Source organism: Pelagibacterium flavum, from assembly GCF_025854335.1.
In the GTDB taxonomy this organism is placed as follows: Bacteria; Pseudomonadota; Alphaproteobacteria; order Rhizobiales; family Devosiaceae; genus Pelagibacterium; species Pelagibacterium flavum.
The window spans coordinates 2,939,885-2,957,484 of the sequence record NZ_CP107716.1 but is presented as its reverse complement, the minus strand read 5'-3'; the positions used below and the strand labels follow the sequence as shown (position 1 = coordinate 2,957,484).

General features: G+C 61.6%; 12 protein-coding genes. 11 read left to right on the top strand and 1 reads right to left on the bottom strand.

What is annotated here, in order from left to right:
• Positions 1-74: 74 nt before the first annotated feature.
• The 9 genes from ccmI to OF122_RS14840 all read left to right on the top strand — a co-directional run bounded on the left by ccmI (position 75) and on the right by OF122_RS14840 (position 11,618).
• Positions 75-1,157, top strand: a complete 1,083-nt coding sequence (gene ccmI, locus OF122_RS14880; RefSeq protein ID WP_264224974.1) for a c-type cytochrome biogenesis protein CcmI — start codon at positions 75-77, stop codon at positions 1,155-1,157.
• 4 nt (positions 1,158-1,161) lie between these two features.
• The gene (gene ccmE / locus OF122_RS14875; protein ID WP_264224973.1) at positions 1,162-1,605 is read left to right on the top strand and encodes a cytochrome c maturation protein CcmE; all 444 of its coding nucleotides are present in this window, start codon (positions 1,162-1,164) and stop codon (positions 1,603-1,605) included.
• Positions 1,606-1,611: 6 nt separating this feature from the next.
• A complete protein-coding gene (locus OF122_RS14870) occupies positions 1,612-3,588 on the top strand; it encodes a heme lyase CcmF/NrfE family subunit (RefSeq protein ID WP_264224972.1) in 1,977 nt (658 codons plus the stop codon).
• Positions 3,589-3,626: 38 nt separating this feature from the next.
• Positions 3,627-4,049, top strand: a complete 423-nt coding sequence (locus OF122_RS14865; RefSeq protein WP_264227677.1) for a cytochrome c-type biogenesis protein — start codon at positions 3,627-3,629, stop codon at positions 4,047-4,049.
• Between the two features lie 98 nt (positions 4,050-4,147).
• Positions 4,148-4,906 carry a sulfite exporter TauE/SafE family protein gene (locus OF122_RS14860; protein WP_264224971.1) on the top strand — a complete coding sequence of 253 codons (759 nt, stop codon included), beginning with the start codon at positions 4,148-4,150 and terminating at the stop codon, positions 4,904-4,906.
• A gap of 149 nt (positions 4,907-5,055) precedes the next feature.
• A complete protein-coding gene (locus OF122_RS14855) occupies positions 5,056-6,576 on the top strand; it encodes a Do family serine endopeptidase (RefSeq protein ID WP_264224970.1) in 1,521 nt (506 codons plus the stop codon).
• Positions 6,577-6,628: 52 nt separating this feature from the next.
• Positions 6,629-7,300, top strand: a complete 672-nt coding sequence (locus tag OF122_RS14850) for a response regulator transcription factor (RefSeq protein WP_264224969.1) — start codon at positions 6,629-6,631, stop codon at positions 7,298-7,300.
• Positions 7,293-8,708 carry a sensor histidine kinase gene (locus OF122_RS14845; RefSeq protein WP_264224968.1) on the top strand — a complete coding sequence of 472 codons (1,416 nt, stop codon included), beginning with the start codon at positions 7,293-7,295 and terminating at the stop codon, positions 8,706-8,708. The genes OF122_RS14850 and OF122_RS14845 overlap by 8 nt, the downstream gene beginning before the upstream one ends.
• Before the next feature lie 12 nt (positions 8,709-8,720).
• A complete protein-coding gene (locus OF122_RS14840; protein WP_264224967.1) occupies positions 8,721-11,618 on the top strand; it encodes a bifunctional [glutamine synthetase] adenylyltransferase/[glutamine synthetase]-adenylyl-L-tyrosine phosphorylase in 2,898 nt (965 codons plus the stop codon).
• On the opposite strand, the gene OF122_RS14835 is transcribed toward OF122_RS14840, so the two are convergent.
• A complete protein-coding gene (locus tag OF122_RS14835; protein ID WP_264224966.1) occupies positions 11,615-13,300 on the bottom strand; it encodes a sensor histidine kinase in 1,686 nt (561 codons plus the stop codon). The genes OF122_RS14840 and OF122_RS14835 overlap by 4 nt on opposite strands.
• Positions 13,301-13,732: 432 nt before the next feature.
• On the opposite strand from OF122_RS14835, the gene OF122_RS14830 reads away from it, so the two are divergent.
• Together OF122_RS14830 and OF122_RS14825 are read left to right on the top strand one after the other, a co-directional pair.
• Positions 13,733-15,598 (top strand): ABC transporter ATP-binding protein, encoded by a 1,866-nt coding sequence (locus tag OF122_RS14830; protein ID WP_264224965.1) that lies wholly within the window; start codon positions 13,733-13,735, stop codon positions 15,596-15,598.
• A gap of 86 nt (positions 15,599-15,684) precedes the next feature.
• Positions 15,685-17,574, top strand: a complete 1,890-nt coding sequence (locus OF122_RS14825) for an ABC transporter ATP-binding protein (RefSeq protein ID WP_264224964.1) — start codon at positions 15,685-15,687, stop codon at positions 17,572-17,574.
• Positions 17,575-17,600 lie beyond the last annotated feature (26 nt).

Below are 17,600 nucleotides of genomic sequence, written 5' to 3'. Positions count from 1 at the left end.
TCGCTGACTGCAATCTGCACGAGTTTGGCCTATAGAAACGGCATCTCATTGGTTTTCAAGGGTTAGTCTCACACTTGTTCTGGATTTTCGCGATATTGCTGGTTGTGGCGAGCCTTGGCGCTTTGGCTTGGGGGCTGCGCACGCCGCCGCACGCCACAGGAACGGGCGAGAGCCCCGACGCGGCACGCGCCTTTTTCCGCCACCAGCTAGAGGGAATTGACCGCGATCTCGAAGCGGGCCGACTTTCGGCCGACGAAGCGACAGCAGCGCGGGCGGAACTGGCGCGCGAAGTGATGCTGCATGAAAAAGAGGGCGGGGCGCAAAAGAGCGGGCGCGGCGGCCGGATAATCATGCTTGCGAGTTTGCCGGTCGTCGCGGCAGCAAGCCTGGGACTTTACGCCTGGATCGGCCGCGCGGATTTGCCGGCCCTTCCGCTGGCCGAACGTGAACCGCCAACCCAGATATCGGCCAGCGATATCGAGGCGGCTGTGGCGACCGTGGAAGCACAGATGGAGCAGACGCCCGACGATGTGCGCGGATGGCTGGTCCTGGCCCCCATCTATATGGAACAGGGCCGTTTTGCCGAGGCCGCCAACGCCTGGCGCCGTATTATGGCGCTTGAGCCGCCGACGGCGGACCGGGAAACCAATCTGGCCGAAGCCCTGATACTGGGCAATGACGGCGTGGCCAGCGAGGAAGCGATGACGCTTTTGCGCAGCGCGGTGGAGGCGGACCCGATTCACGTCCGTTCGCGCTTCTATCTGGCTGGTCAATTGACCCAATCGGGTCAATATGAGGAGGCTGTGGCGCTCTGGGAAGAATTGCTGGGCCTTGCCACCGGCGAGGAGGCCTGGGTCGACACGGCGCGTTCGGGCCTGGTGGCCGCGCAGGCAGGGCTTGAGAGCGGAACATTGGGTCAGAGCGAGCCCGACGCAACAATGGACGTGATGATCCGCGGCATGGTCGACGGGCTCGCCGCCCGGCTGTACGACGAAGGCGGCAGCCCGGGCGAATGGATACAGCTGGTGCGCTCGCGCATCGAGCTGGATGGCGAGGATGCGGCGCTGGCCGACCTCGAACGCGGTCTTGCCGCACTTTCAGGGCAGGACAGGCTGGCGCTCGAGGATTTCGGGCGCGAAGCGGGATTGATGGAGTAAGCCAATGGCGTGGACACGCAAACAGAAACGCCTCGGCGTCATTGCCGGCCTCGGTGTCATTCTTGCGCTGGCGGCGGGGCTGATCCTGACCGCGCTGCGCGACCAGATCGTGTTTTTCTATTCCCCCACCGAGATTGCCGAGGCGGGCATAGCGCCGGGAACGCCGATCCGGCTGGGAGGGCTTGTGCTCGAGGGCAGCTGGCAACAGGATGGTGAGAACAACGTGTTTGTCGTCCATGACGGCGCCGGCGAGATGACCGCGCACTATACCGGCATTCTGCCCGACCTGTTCCGGGAAGGGCAGGGTGTTGTGGCCGAGGGCAGCGTGCAGGCCGACGGCACCTTCCTGGCCACCAATGTGCTCGCCAAGCATGACGAAACCTACATGCCCCGTGAAGTGGCCGACTCGCTACGCGAGCAAGGCGTCTGGCAGGGCGAGGAAGGATAGCGCAGCGTGACCATCGAACTGGGACATTTCGCCTTCGTTCTGGCCTTCGTTCTGGCCATCGTCCAGGCCGGGGCCGGCTTTGCGTTCTGGCGCGGCAGCGCGTTGGCGCAACGGTTCGTTTCGCAGGCGGCGATATTGCAGTTCGCGCTTGTCGGGTTGGCCTTCGCAGCGCTGGTTTCAGCGTTCGCCGTTGATGATTTTTCGGTGCGGCTGGTGGTTGAGCACTCCCATTCGCTCCAACCCATGCTCTACAAGATCACCAGCACCTGGGGGAACCACGAAGGTTCCATGCTGCTGTTTGTTTTCATCCTGACCCTGTTCGGGGCGGCGGTGGCGGCGTTCGGGCGCAATCTGCCCGATGACCTGAAAACGCTGGTGCTCTCCAATCAGGGACTCATGGTCGCCGCGTTTTCCGGCTTTGTGCTGTTTACCTCGAACCCGTTCTGGCGACTGGATCCGGCGCCGTTCAATGGCACCGAACTCAATCCCGTGCTCCAGGATATCGGCCTGGCCATCCACCCCCCGCTGCTCTATCTGGGCTATGTCGGGTTCTCGATCTGCTTTTCCTTTGCGGTGGCCGCCCTGGTTTCCGGGCGGATCGATGCGGCCTGGGCCCGCTGGGTGCGGCCATGGACGCTGGCCAGCTGGTCGTTTCTGACGCTCGGGATCGCCATGGGCTCGTACTGGGCCTATTACGAGCTTGGTTGGGGCGGCTGGTGGTTCTGGGATCCGGTGGAAAACGCCAGTTTCATGCCCTGGCTGGCCGGAACGGCGCTGCTCCATTCAGCCATCGTCATGGAAAAGCGCAACGCGCTGAAGATCTGGACGATCTTTCTGGCCATTATCACGTTTTCACTGAGCCTGCTCGGCACGTTCCTCGTGCGCTCGGGCATCCTGACCTCGGTACATTCGTTCGCTTCGGACCCAACGCGCGGCATTATCATCCTGGCCATGCTGGCGGCCTTTATCGGCGGCGCGTTCGCGCTGTTTGCGCTGCGCGCTTCCACATTGCGCCATGGTGGCCTGTTTGCGCCGATCAGCCGCGAAGGCGCTTTGATCCTCAACAATCTGTTTCTTTCGGCGGCTACGGCGGGCGTTCTGATCGGGACGCTTTATCCGCTGGTCCTCGAAGCCCTGACCGGCGCGCGAATTACCGTTGGCGCCCCGTTCTTCGATCTGACGTTCGGGGCGCTGATGGTGCCGTTGTTGTTGCTGATCCCGTTCGGCCCGTTCCTCGCCTGGAAGAGGGGCGATCTGGTTGCCGTGGGCCAAAGGCTTTTTGCGGCGATGATCGCGACACTGGTCCTTACGCTTCTGGTCTTCGGCTTTATGGGCTTTCCGATTTCTCTCGCTCCCATCGGGCTGGGCATCGGCATCTGGGTCATGGTCGGCGCCATTGCCGAACTGGCCGAGCGAGCCGCCATCGGCAAGACGAAATGGGCACAGAGCTGGCAGCGGCTCAAGGGGCTGCCCAAGACCGCATGGTCGACGGCTATCGCCCATTTCGGCGTGGGGGTTTCGGTGATCGGCATTGTCTGCGCCACGGCGTTCCAGACTGAGATCGTCACTTCGATGCAGGCCGGGGAAGCCGTCGATATCGCAGGGTATTCAATCTCCTATCAGGGTGAAACTCACATCGAAGGCCCGAACTTTTCCGCCGACCGGGGCGCTTTCCTGATCGACGCGCCCTGGGGCCGTGACAGGCAATTGACCTCCGAGCGCCGCGTTTACGCGGTGAGCGGCACGCCGACCACCGAGGCAGGGATCGCCACCTACGGTTTCAGCCAGATGTATGTGCAGTTCGGCGAGCGCTTCGGCGAGGATGGTCGGGTCGTGCGCCTGTGGCACAAGCCGTTCGTGCTGTTGATCTGGCTGGGCACCGCTCTGATGGCGGGGGCTGGCTTTCTGTCCCTGAGCGATCGGCGCATGCGGATCGGCGCGCCCGCCAAGTCCAAAGCCAAGCAAGCGGAGGCGGGGCAGTGAAGCGCCTGATCTTGGCTCTTTCGGTATTGCTGGCATTGATGCTGCCCATGACGGCAAGCGCAGTGCAACCCGACGAAGTGCTCGACAATCCCGTTCTCGAACAGCGGGCGCGGTCGATATCGGGCAATCTGCGCTGCCTTGTGTGCCAGAACCAGTCCATCGACGATTCCGACGCCGAACTGGCGCGCGACCTGCGGTTGTTGGTGCGCGAGAGGCTGGTGGCGGGTGATACCGATACCGAGGTCTATGATTTCGTCGTCGCGCGCTACGGGGAATTCGTACTGCTCAATCCGGTCTTTGGGGGGCACACGGTCTTTCTCTGGGTGGCCACACCCATTCTGCTGGGCAGTGGACTGATCGTTCTGGCCATCTGGGCCGTTCGCCGCCGCAAGACCGTAACAGGCAAGCCCGGTCTATCCTCCGAGGAAGAAAAGGCGCTCGAAAGACTGCGCAAGAGTTAGGGGTAGGACCTGGATTTACCGCACTGCGGAAACCCAAACCTTACGCGCGCTTGTGCTTGGTGACGGCCTCTGCCATCAAAAGGCAGGGAGCCTGCCATATGAATTTCGACATTGCTCAAGTCTTGCCGGACGGCCTTTCCTTGTGGGTCGCGCTGACGCTGGTTGCCGTCAGTTTCGTCGCGTCGATGATAACCGCCTTGTTCTCACTGGGCGGCGGTATTGCAATGCTGGCGACGCTCGGGTTGTTTTTTCCGCCAGCCGTAGTCGTTCCCGTCCATGGTCTGGTTCAGCTTGGCTCCAATGGCGGCCGCGCCGTCGTCCAGCGCGCCCATATCCAGTGGCGTCTGATGGTCTGGTTCGGCGCGGGAAGCGTGCTGGGCATCGTTCTGGGTGGGAGTCTTGCGGTGTCGATCCCCGAAGCGCTGTTCCAGGCGGTGATCGGGCTGTTCATCCTCTATTGCGTGTGGGTGCCCCAACCGCGCGTGACGGGACGCGGACCTGTTGCCGACTTTGCAGCGGGCACGATCATTGGCGGGATCGGCATGTTCGTCGGCGCCGTGGGGCCGCTGGTCGCCAATTTCCTGCGCAAGCTCGATGACCGCCGACAATTGATCGCGACCCAGGCGAGCCTGATGACGCTCAACAACACTGCCAAGGCGATCACCTTTACTCTTTTCGGCTTTGCGTTCGCGCAATACCTCCCCTTGGTCCTTGCCATGATCCTGACCGGTTTTCTGGGGACGATCATCGGCAGTCGCATCCTGGACAAGGTATCCGAGGTTACTTTCCGCAGGGGGTTCAAGTTGATTTTGACGCTGATGGCGCTCGAAATGCTCAGGCAGGCGATATGGGGCTAGTGCGCTTGATCGGAACGGCTTTCAGTCACGATTTGGCCCACTCCATTACCAAGATTTAATCTGCATGCAACTGTGCGGAAACCTCGCGCGTATTACATAGACGCCAACAGCAGAAATGAACTGCGTGTAACAGAGAGGATTTTTCCAATATGTCCAACATGCTTTCTACGCCGAAGCGCAAGTGGGTCGCCGCGTCTGCAATGGCAATGATTGTCGCGGCAGGTACGCTTGGCGCCGGCTTCGTCAACACCCAGCCCGCAATTGCCCAGCAGGTGGGAACCAATGTCGGCTCGCCCCCCATGACCGGCTTTGCCGATCTGGTAGAGTCGGTTTCGCCGGCCGTCGTGTCTGTGCAGGTCAGCTCCGAGGTTCCTGTCCAGCAGGTCCAGCGTGGCCCCAACTTCCAGTTCGAATTCCCCGACCTGCCTGAAGATCATCCGCTGCGCCGCTTCTTCGAGCAGTTCGAAGAACCCTTCAATGCTCCGAACCCTGAGCGCCCCAACCGCCCGCGCGAATTCATGCAGGCCGTGGGATCTGGCTTCATCATCTCGGCGGACGGCTACATCGTGACCAACAATCACGTCGTACAGGACGCCACCGAAGTGACCGTGCTGCTTGAGGACGACAGCGAGTTGGCTGTCGACATCATCGGCACCGATCCGCGCACCGATCTGGCGCTGCTCAAGGTTCGCGAAGAGCGCAATGATCTGCCCTTCGTCGAATTTGCCACCGATGAGGCCCGTGTCGGGGACTGGGTGGTCGCCGTTGGTAACCCGTTCGGTCTTGGCGGCACGGTAACGGCTGGTATCGTTTCGGCCCGTGGCCGTGACATCAACGCCTCCTATTACGACGATTTCCTTCAGATCGATGCTGCGGTGAACCGCGGCAATTCGGGCGGCCCCTCGTTCAATACCGAAGGTCGGGTGGTTGGCGTCAACACCGCCATCTTCTCGCCCTCGGGCGGCAATGTCGGTATTGCGTTCGCCATTCCGGCCTCGCTTGCACAGAGCGTGATTTCCCAGCTCCAGGAGACGGGCTTTGTGACCCGCGGCTTCCTGGGTGTGTCGCTTCAGGACCTCAATGACGATCTGGCGGATGCGCTCGGCCTCGCCAACTCCAACGGTGCGCTGGTTACCCAGCCCATCGAAGGCGCACCGGCTGCTGCTGCCGGTGTCGAATCCGGCGACGTCATCGTCTCGGTCAACGGCGAGGGTGTAAACACGGCACGTGAGCTTTCGCGGTTGATTTCCCAGCAGTCGCCGGGCTCCGACGTCAAGCTCGGTATCATTCGCGATGGCGAGGAACTCGACATCACAGTGACCCTCGATCGTCTCGAGGAAGACGAAGAAGCCGCTCCGACGCCCCAGGCTCCGGCGGAAGAAGCCGAACCCGAAACAACAAGCTCGTCGATCGGAGTGACGGTGATCCCCAATGAAGACGGAGACGGGTTGGTGGTCGATTCCATCGAAGCCGACAGTGTGGCGGCCTCTCGCGGTCTGATGCCCGGTGACGTGATCGAGCAGGCCAATGGCGGTGCGGTGTCCTCGCCTGAGGACTTCGAAGCTGCCATCGACGCTGCCCGGAGCGAGGGCAAGTCCGCGGTCTCCCTGCGAGTGTCTCGCGACGGCGTGGTTCGCTTCGTGGGCGTCCCGCTTGAGATCGAAGAGTAAGAACCGATGGGATCGGCCCTCTGTGGGCCGGTCCCTTTTTCGGGGGCGTTCAGTGAAGATATTGCTTATCGAAGATGACCGCGAAGCGGCGTCCTACCTTATTCAGGCCCTCGATGAATGCGGCCACGTCACCCACCATGCCAGCGACGGCGAGACCGGTTTCGCCATGGCGTCGGGCATGGAATATGATGTCTTGATCATCGACCGCATGCTGCCCCGCCGCGACGGCCTTTCGATCATAGAATCCCTTCGGGCCGAGGACGACAACACACCGGTCCTTATCCTGTCGGCGCTTGGAGAGGTCGACGATCGCGTCACCGGCTTGCGCGCCGGTGGTGACGATTATCTCGTCAAACCCTACGCTTTTTCCGAACTTCTCGCCCGCATCGAGGTCATGGCGCGCCGGTCTGCTCCGAGCGAGGCAGCCACTTCATATCAGGTGGGAGATCTGACGCTGGATCGTTTGTCGCGCAAGGTCGAGCGGGCAAACGAAACCATTCTCCTCCAGCCGCGCGAATTCCGCCTGCTCGAATATCTCATGAAGAACGCCGGCCGGGTCGTGACCCGGACCATGCTGCTCGAAAATGTCTGGGACTACCACTTCGATCCCCAGACCAATGTGATCGACGTGCATATGTCGCGGCTGCGCGGCAAGGTGGATAAGGGTCATCAACGCCAGCTGCTGCAGACCGTGCGCGGCGCCGGATACATGATCCGTGACTGACACGGCCCCCCGGACTTTTCGATTGCGCTCGCTGTGGCGGACCACCACGGTCCGGCTCACGGCGATGTTCATCGCGATCTTTGTGGGCTTTGCCATCGTGCTTTTGGGGCTGATTGCCTATCAGAGCGCCATCCAGATCCAGCGCGAGCAACTGCGCGATGTCGAGCGTGAGATCGTCCAGATACGTCTTCTGGCCAACCAGTCGGGCGTGCGCGCCGTGGCCTTTGCCGTCCAGAGGCTGGCCGACAGGCCAGGGCCGGGCATCTATTATCTTGGCGATCCTACCGGCGTCATGATCGCCGGCAATGTCACGGACTTTCCAGCGGTCGTCCTTGCCGAGCCTGGGCGTTACGAGCTCAATTACGAGCGTGGCCGGGAAATCTATGGCGGGCCCGAAGACGAGGTGCAGACGAGCGGTACGGCCATCGTGGAATCGCTCGAACTGCCCAACGGCCTGCGGCTGATCATCGGTCGGGATGTGGGAGAGCGGCGCGGGTTCAATGCCATTATCCTGCGGACGTTTTTCGGGGGCGTCATCGGAATCATTTTGCTTTCGGTTCTCGCCGGCGGACTGACGGCCCGCTATGTGCTGCGCCGCATTGACGCCATTACCGGGACGTCCAACAAGATCATGTCGGGCAATCTGTCCGAGCGCGTTCCGGTAACCGGCCGCAATGACGAGTTCGATGCCGTGGCCACGAGCCTTAACGCAATGCTCGAGCGCATCGAGCGGCTTATGGTGGGCCTCAAGGAAGTGACCGACAACGTTGCCCACGACCTCAAGACCCCGCTGACCCGCCTGCGCAACAAGGCCGAGGCGGCGCTGCGCAATCCCGATCCGGAGGCGCGGCGGGTGGCGCTCGAAACCACCATCGCCGAATCCGATCAGCTTATCCGCACCTTCAACGCGCTGCTGCTTATTGCGCGGGCTGAAGCGGGCACCTCGACCGGAGCCTTCTCCGACATAGATCTCAGTGAAGTGGTCGCCGATGTGGCTGAGCTCTATACGCCGGTGGCCGAAGACGCCGGCATGACGCTGGAAACCTCCATCGCCTCGGGAATCAGACTCGATGCGAACCGCGAACTTATCGGTCAAGCCCTTGTGAACCTTGTCGAAAACGCCATAAAGTACGGTCAGAGTTCCGAAGGCGGCAGGATAGCCATTTCTGCACGACGGGAAGCGGGGAGGATCGTCATTGAAGTCGCTGACAAGGGCCCCGGCATTCCCGAGGCGGACCGCACACGGGTCTTCGAGCGTTTCGCGCGACTGGAAGCCAGTCGCACCGAGCCGGGAGCGGGGCTGGGCCTGGCGTTGGTTTCGGCCGTCGTTCGTCTGCACAGGGGCGACATTCGGTTCGAGGACAACGGTCCTGGCGCAAGAGCCGTCATTACCTTCCCCGCGCCGTAAGGCGATTTTGTCATGACCGCACTGGGGCTGCAATTGCGCGCGCTCGATGGCGCGCCCGGAAGCTCGGCGTTGCCGGACGATTTGGTTGAAGCGCTGACTCAGAGCGAGCGTGCTGCTTTCCAAAGCGTTGCAGGCACCCTGGGACCGGTTTTTTCAACCGCGCCATATCTGCGCGACCTCGCGATCCGCCATGCTCAATGGTTTGCCGGAGTTTTAGAGCTCGAGCCGGAAACCGCCTTTTCCGAATTGATTGCCGACATGACATCGGCGGGATCGTGTGAAGCCGAGAGCGAATTGGCCCAGCGCTTGCGGATCGGCAAGGCGCGCGGGGCGCTGCTCTCTGCGGTTGCCGAAATCGGTGGTGTCTGGACCGCGCGGGAAACCACGCGCTGCATGTCCGATCTTGCCGATGCCGCGCTCGAAGCGGCGCTCGATTTTCTGATGGCAGAGGCTGCGCGTGAGGGGAAGCTGGTCCAGCCGGTCGAACAGGCCCGTGCCGCCAATTCGGGTCTGGCGATCTTTGCGCTGGGCAAGCATGGCGGGCAGGAGCTGAACTACTCCTCTGACATCGACATCGTGGCATTCTACGATCCCATGGTGGCGGTGCTGCCCGACGATGCCGATCACAACAAATTCTACGTCCGGATCATCCGCCGCCTGGTCTCGATCATGCAGGACCGCACCGCCGATGGGTATGTCTTCCGCACCGATGTGCGCCTGCGCCCCGACCCCGGCTCGACCCCGGTGGCCATCTCGTTTGATGCGGCGTTGGGCTACTATGAATCGCGTGGCCAGAACTGGGAGCGGGCGGCCTGGATCAAGGCGCGGCCCTGCGCGGGCGATATCGGGGTGGGCAATCAGTTCCTAAAGGAACTGGCGCCATTCATCTGGCGCAAGCACCTCGATTTCGCCATGATCGCCGACATTCAGGCCATGAAGCGCCAGATCAACATTCACCGCAAGGTCGGTGAACAGCGCGTGCTCGGCCATAACGTCAAACTGGGGCGCGGCGGCATTCGCGAGATCGAATTTTTTGTCCAGACCCAGCAATTGATCGCCGGCGGCCGCGATCCCGACTTGCGCGTGCGACCCACCGTCAAGGCCCTGGCGGCACTGGTCGCGGGCCAATGGATCAGCGCCGCGGCGGCAGACGACCTCGAAGAAACCTATTGGTTCCTGCGGGCGGTCGAAAACCGGCTCCAGATGCTGCGCGACGAGCAGACCCATGTAATGCCGGAGACCGAAGAGGGTGTCGGCGAAATCGCACTGCTCATGGGGTGCGAAACCCGCGAGGCGTTCGAGGCCGATTATCGCGCCGCGCTGGCGCGCGTATCGGACTATTACGCCGAACTGTTTTCCGAGGGTGAAAGTCTTTCGGGCGAGTTGGGCAATCTGGTCTTTACCGGCTCTGACGATGATCCCGATACGCTCGAAACACTCGCAAATCTGGGGTTTTCCGATCCAGCAGCAGTTTCAGCCACCATCCGCAAATGGCACTATGGCGGCTATGCCGCGACCCGCGCCTCAAAGGCGCGCGAGCATTTGACCGAGCTGATTCCGGGGCTGCTCAAGACCTTCGCCGACAGCGGCAACGCCGACATCGCCTTTGCCCGGTTCAATGACTTTCTCACCCGCCTGCCGGCCGGCGTGCAGATGTTTGCGCTGCTGCGCAACCACGCTCATCTGCGCCAATTGCTGCTCGATTTCATGTCGTCTGCTCCCCGTTTGGCCGAAGCCGTGATCCACCGGGCCCATGTGGTGGACGGACTGATCGATCCGCACTTTGCCGGAGATATCGCAACCTCGGATTCGCTTGTGGCGAGTGTCGATGCGTTTCTGGCCGAGGCCCGCAGCTTTGAAGATCTCATCGACCGGGCGCGCATCATCGGCCAGGAACAGAAATTCCTTATCGCCGCCGGGCTGGTAGGAGGAGCGCTGTCCGCGCAGCAGGCCGGACGCCAGTTCACAGCGCTCGCCGAAACGCTGCTGGCGCGCCTGTTTGCCGCTGTGCGTGAAAATTTTGCGCAGCGTCACGGCACGGTCCCTGGCGCGCGGGTCGGACTGCTCGGTTTCGGCAAGATGGCCAGCCGGGAGATGACGCTGACCTCCGATCTCGACTTCATCCTGCTCTACGATGTGCCTGAAGGGACAACGGGTTCGGATGGCGGGCGCGAACTGGACGTCGCCACCTATTTCACGCGCCTTACCCAGAGGCTGGTTGCCGCCATTTCCGCGCCGACGGCCGAGGGCGTGCTTTACGAGGCCGATATGCGTCTGCGCCCGTCGGGCAATGCCGGACCGCTCGCCACGAGTCTCAAGCGCTTCCGAACCTACCAGAGCGATGAGGCCTGGACCTGGGAGCACCTGGCGCTGACTCGTGCCCGCGTGGCCATCGGTGACGTGGGGCTGGCCGAAACCGTCGATGCCGAGATCGCCCGCATCATGGCGCTGCCGCGCGACCGGTCAAAGATCGTCGGCGACGTGCTAGATATGCGGGCCTTGATGGCCAGGGAGCGCCCGCCCCGACACCCGTTCGACCTCAAATTGCACGATGGCGGACTGGTCGATCTCGAGTTCATCGCCCAGACAGCGCAATTGCTCGAAGGGGCCAAGCTCGAAGTGCCACAGGCGCCGCCGGCCAAAGTGCTGTTGCGGCTGGCCGAAACGGGCATCCTGCCGCAAGGCGAACGTCTTGCGGAAATCCATGCGACCTATGCGACGATCCTGCAATTGATGAGCGCGTGCCTCGTTGATCCGCTCAAGGACGAGGGGTGGACGCCCGCTTTTCGCGAGTTGGTGGCGCGGCGGGCCAATTATCCGGACTTTTCCAGGCTGGAAGCCGATATCGGGGCGATGCGTGCCGAGGTGGGCGAGGCGGCAGCGCAGTTCTACCAAACAATGCGGGGCTAAGCCGCCCGCGCTGCGGCGATGGGGGTCGGAAGCCGGTCCTGGGTGGGCGGTGCCATAGGCAGTGAAATTGCCACTGTGGTCCCAACCCCTTCAAGCGAGTCGATGGCCAATCGCCCGCCGCTCTGTTCGGCGACGGCGCGCGCCATCGCGATGCCGAGTCCCACGCCGTCATGATCGCGCGCGAAGGCTGCATCCGGTAGCGCGAAGGGTTGGGAAAGTCTGCTCATTTGCTCCGCGCTCATCCCGATGCCTGTATCGGTCACCTCAAGCACGACGCCATTATCCGCCGGCCAGGCGGCGACCCGGATCATGCCGCCAGCCGGTGTGAACCGCAGTGCGTTCTCGACGAGGTTGGCCAGCATGAGATCGAGGTAATGGCGGTCGGCGGAAAGCCATCCCCGGGTCCGCCGCGCCACCTCCAGCCGGATGCCTGCCTTGGCGGCGCGACCGGCAAAACGGACCGAACAGCCCGAAAGCAGATCATCGATTGCGATGGAGTCTTTTTTCAGCGTCTTGCGACCGCCTTCGAGTTCGGCAAATTCTAGGATTTCCCCAAAAGAGGTCAGCAGTTTTTCGCCGGCGCATTTGATGTCGGCGACGTAGGATTGATATTTGGCGTCGCCCAACGGCCCGAATGTCTCCAGCGCGATCATGTCGGCAAAGCCGATGATGTGGTTGAGGGGCGTGCGAATTTCGTGGGAGAGATGGGCCAGAAAGCTGGTCTTGGCGCGGCTCGATGCTTCCGCCTTGATCTTTTCCTCGTGATAGCGCCGTGCCAACAGGCGCTGTTCTTCGCGGATCGATCCCAGAAGGCGATCGGCTGCCTTGCGTTCGGTAATGTCGGTCACGATCGTAACGAAGCCGCCGGACGGGCAGGGCCGTTCGTCCAGCATCACCACCGAGCCGTCTTCCCGCACCACCTCGACAACGCGCTGACGTGCTGTATCGAGGACCGGCCTTGCGGAAATCTCGCCCGAGATCGTCTTGCTGATATCGGAATAGCATATTCCGGGCGCCGTCGCGGCCGGATCAAGCCGCAAGAGACGTGTAAAGGCGGGATTGGTGCAAACAAGCCGTCCGTCCTCGGACCAATGCGCAAGCCCGTAGGGAACGGCCTCGATGGCCGGAAGCATGGCGGTGCGCCGTCGCGATGCCTTGCGCGCTGAATGCCTGATCGCGATGATACCGAACAACAAGGCCATAAGGATCCATCCATGGCGCCAGGCGAGATCCTCCAGAATTGAGAGCTTCGGCACGAACACGGCCAGGTTTCCGCCGTTGTCGGACAAGGTTGTCGTCGCCTGCACGTAGTGGTCCGGCGAAAGCGGGAACGCCGCATCCAGTTGAGGTGCGGAGCTGAACAATACCTCCCCGGTCCTGGCCAGCACGGCAAAATGTGTGCCGTCCGAAAGGGCTGGCGGGATGGTTGGGCTGGCCGTGGAGAACTGTCCGGGTTCTATTTGGGCCGCCGCCAGGGCGGCGACCAGTTGGGCGCGTTCTTCAAGTTCTGCGTGGGAGCGGGCGATGTCGTTGCCAACGAAAAAGCCGGCCGAAGCCAGAGTGGCGACCAGGACGAGGAGCACTGGAGCGGGGAAGCTGCTGGCCGAAGCGCGCTGAAAGACGCCGCCTGCGGTGCCCCCGAATCCCTTATCGCTGACGCCGGATGACTCCGCCGAACCCATGCCCGATCAACCGCATTCCAGCGGCTGCCCCAACCAATTCCATGATGCTAAGACTTTGAATCGGTTGAATGACTCTTGTCCATAGGCATTTTTTGCCGGTGTTTGATCCGGCCAAAATTGTTGAGTCGGCAGAGTCACTTAGGGCCGAGAAAAATATTTCCGCTTTGTTAAGGATTGCGCCGCGCCGAGCATATGTCATCGAAGAGACATGCGACTCGTCCTCAAGGCTGCTATTCTGTCCGGCTTGCCTGGCCGGTTTTATCGGGTGTCGGATTCGCCGGCGCGAAATCGTCCTTATGCCGGCCAATGCTTGACGAAGCTCGGAATTAAATTTATCAAGTATTAGCTTGCTAAATTAATATCGCTATTTCCGTTCGCGCATGTGGGAAGGCGCGGGCGGTGATGCCTGTCCTCTTCCCTTCTGGTTGTCCGATGTTCCGTTGGTTTGAAAATCTGCTCAACCCCTATCCGCCCGATGCGCCCTCGCAGCCGCCAAAATCGCTATTGGCCTTCTGCCTGCACTACATGGATGGCGTAAAGCTGCCGCTGATTGCCATGGCGGTGCTCTCGACGCTCGTTGCGCTGGCCGAGATCGCCCTGTTCGGGTTTCTGGGCAATGTCATTGACTGGCTTTCAGCCGCGGACAAGGAAACATTTCTGGCCGACGAGGGCCCGATGCTGTTCTGGATGAGCCTGTTCGTGCTGCTGGTCGTGCCGACGCTGGTGCTGATCTCCAACCTGATTATCCACCAGACGCTTCTGGGCAATTTCCCCCAGAGAATCCGCTGGATGGCGCACCGCTATCTCATCCGCCAATCGATGAGCTATTTCCAGGACGAGTTTGCCGGCCGCATTGCCACCAAAGTGATGCAGACGGCGCTGGCCGTTCGCGAAACGGTGATGAAGCTGCTCGATGTCTTGAACTATGTCATCGTCTATTTCATCGGCGCCGTCGTGCTGGCGGCCATGAACAATGTCTGGCTGGCATTGCCCTTTGTCGTCTGGGTGGTCGCCTATGTCCTGCTGCTCCGCCATTACGTGCCCAAACTGGGCAAGATTTCCGAGCTTCAGGCCGACGCGCGCTCGATGATGACCGGACGGATCGTCGACAGCTACACAAACATCGCAACGGTCAAGCTGTTCTCTCATTCGAGCCGGGAGGAAACCTATGCCAAGCAAGCCATGGATGAGTTCCTCGACACCGTCCATGGTCAGATGCGCTATGTGACGATCCTCAACCAGGGCATTACCATCCTCAACGGCTTGCTGCTGTTTGCCGTCGGCTTTGTCGGCATCTGGCTCTGGCTCGATGATCTGGTAAGCGCCGGCGCCGTTGCGGCGGCCGCCGCCATCGTTTTGCGGTTCCAGGGCATGAGCCAGTGGATCATGTGGGAAATGTCGGCGCTTTTTGAGAACATCGGCACTGTGCGCGATGGCATCAATTCGCTCTCGCTGCCCTCAATCGTTGCCGACGAGCCCGATGCGCCGAGACTGGAGCGGGTGAAGGGTGACATCGTATTCAAGGACGTGGCGTTCAACTACGGCAAGAAGGGTGAAGATGCATCCTCCAAGGTCATCGAGGGCCTGAACCTGCACATCCGCGCTGGCGAAAAGATCGGCCTGGTCGGCCGCTCGGGTGCGGGCAAGTCGACCATCGTCAATCTTTTGCTGCGGTTTTACGATCGCCAGAGCGGGCACGTTTTCATCGATGGCACCGATGTCGCCACGGTGGCCCAGGATTCACTGCGCGCAAATATCGGGGTCGTGACCCAGGACACCTCGCTCCTGCACCGTTCGGTAGCCGACAACATCAAATATGGCCGTCCTGACGCCACCGATGAGGACATGATAGCCGCGGCGCGTCAGGCCGAAGCGCACGATTTCATCCTGTCGTTGGTCGACGCAAAGGGTCGCAAAGGTTACGACGCCCATGTGGGCGAGCGCGGCGTCAAGCTCTCGGGCGGCCAGCGTCAGCGCATCGCCATTGCCCGGGTACTGCTCAAGGATGCCCCGATCCTTGTGCTCGATGAAGCCACGTCTGCGCTCGACTCAGAGGTGGAGGCGGCAATTCAGGGCCAGCTCGACATGCTCATGGAAGGCAAGACGGTCATCGCCATCGCCCACCGGCTCTCGACCATCGCGGCCATGGACAGGCTTATCATCCTCGAAGAGGGCAGGGTGGTGGAACAAGGCACCCATGCCGAGCTTGTGGAAATGGGCGGCACCTATGCCCGCCTATGGGCACGCCAGTCCGGCGGGTTCATCGACGCGGATGCCGAGGAGGTCGCCGCGCAATAACGAAAGACGGGAAGGCTGGCGGCGGCAGAAGGTGATGTCTAAGATATATCTTGACATAATCTCCCGCCGGCACCATTTATCGATACATGACGCAAGAAACCCTCAGCCTTCCGGCCCGAATCTCCAAAATTTTCGAAACCTGGATCAAGCCCTTCGAGCAAAAGGGCGACATCCAGCCGCCCGACACCATCTGGGCGTTCCTGTGGTACTATGTCCGCCAGGCCAAGGCACCCTATCTTGCGGTCCTGCTGTTTACCGGCCTCACCTCGTTGTTCGAGGCGCTGTTCTTTTTCTATATGGGCCGGCTTATCGACCTGCTCGAAAGCACCGATGCAACCGGCGGTTGGGCCGGACTGATTTCCGCCCACGGCACCGAACTTGCCATCATGCTGGCCGTTGTCGTGATCGGGCGCTTTGCTGCCCCCTCGCTCCAGGCGCTGGTCGAGGAACAGACCATAGGCCGGGGATTCAACACCATGGTGCGCTGGCAGACATATGCCTACGTGTCGCGCCAGTCGATCCGCTTCTTCAACGATGATTTTGCCGGACGGCTGGTCACCAAGGTGTCTCAGGCCGCCCAATCGCTCAACGATTTCGTCTCCAGCGTCATTCAGATCGGCTGGGCGCTGACCATTTTTGCCGGCACGACTATTTTTCTGTTCGCCCAGCTCGACTGGCGCATGGCGGCACTGGTCGTGATCTGGATCGCGGCGATTCTCTTGATGGCCCGTTATTATGTGCCTCGCATGCGCGCCCGCGCCGCCGAAAATGCCGAAAACGCCTCGGTGCTCAACGGCCGCATCACCGACAGCTTTGCCAACGTTCAGACCTTGCGCCTGTTCGGAAATGCCGAGGACAACGATACCTACGTCAAAAGGGGTTTTGAGCGCTTCCTCGATTCCGCGACGCGGCTGGCCCGTCTCGTCACGGGCATGCGGGCCTCGATGGGCCTTCTCAGCACCGTGATGATCATGGCTTTCGGCTGGCTGGCCATCCAGCTCTGGACGACGAACGCCATCACCGTGGGCGCTATCGCCTTCACGCTCAGCCTTGTGCTACGCCTCAACATGATGCAGGGGCGCCTCATGGGGCAGCTCAACGGCATGATGCGCCATTTCGGCGTAGCCCAGAATGCGATGGAAACCATCGCCCAGCCCCTCGAATTGACCGACGCGCCCGATGCTAAGCCGCTCAAGGTCACCGGGGCTGGGATCAAATTCGAAAATGTCAGATTTCACTACGGCCGCGACAAGGGCATCATCGAGGGCGTCGATCTCGATGTTCGCCCCGGCGAAAAGATTGGGCTGGTCGGCCATTCGGGCGCCGGCAAATCCACGCTCGTCAATCTGCTGCTGCGCTTTTACGACCTCGAGAGCGGCCGCATCCTGATCGATGGGCAGGATATTTCCACCGTTACCCAGGAATCGCTGCGCGCCAATATCGGGGTTGTGACCCAGGACACGGCCCTGCTGCACCGTTCAGTCAAGGCCAATATCCTGTTCGGCAAGACCGGCGCGAGCGAAGAGGAAATGGTTGCCGCTGCAAAAAGCGCCGAGGCCCATGAGTTCATCATGGACTTAAAGGACAGCCGTGGCCGCGCGGACTATAACGCGCAGGTAGGCGAGCGCGGGGTCAAGCTTTCCGGCGGTCAGCGCCAGCGCGTTGCCATCGCCCGTGTGCTGCTCAAGAACGCCCCCATCCTTGTGCTCGACGAAGCAACATCCGCGCTCGATAGCGAGGTGGAGGCGGCCATTCAGAGCCAGCTCGACAAGCTTATGGACGGCAAGACGGTGATCGCCATAGCCCATCGCCTCTCGACCATTGCCGCCATGGACCGGCTGGTCATCCTCGATCATGGCCGCATCGTCGAGGAGGGCACCCATGATGCGCTTCTGGCGCGGGGTGGTCACTATGCCCGGCTCTGGGAGCGTCAGTCCGGCGGCTTCCTCGATCTCAGGGACGAGGCGGCTGAGTGATTAGAGCCTGTCATGTTGAAATGGAA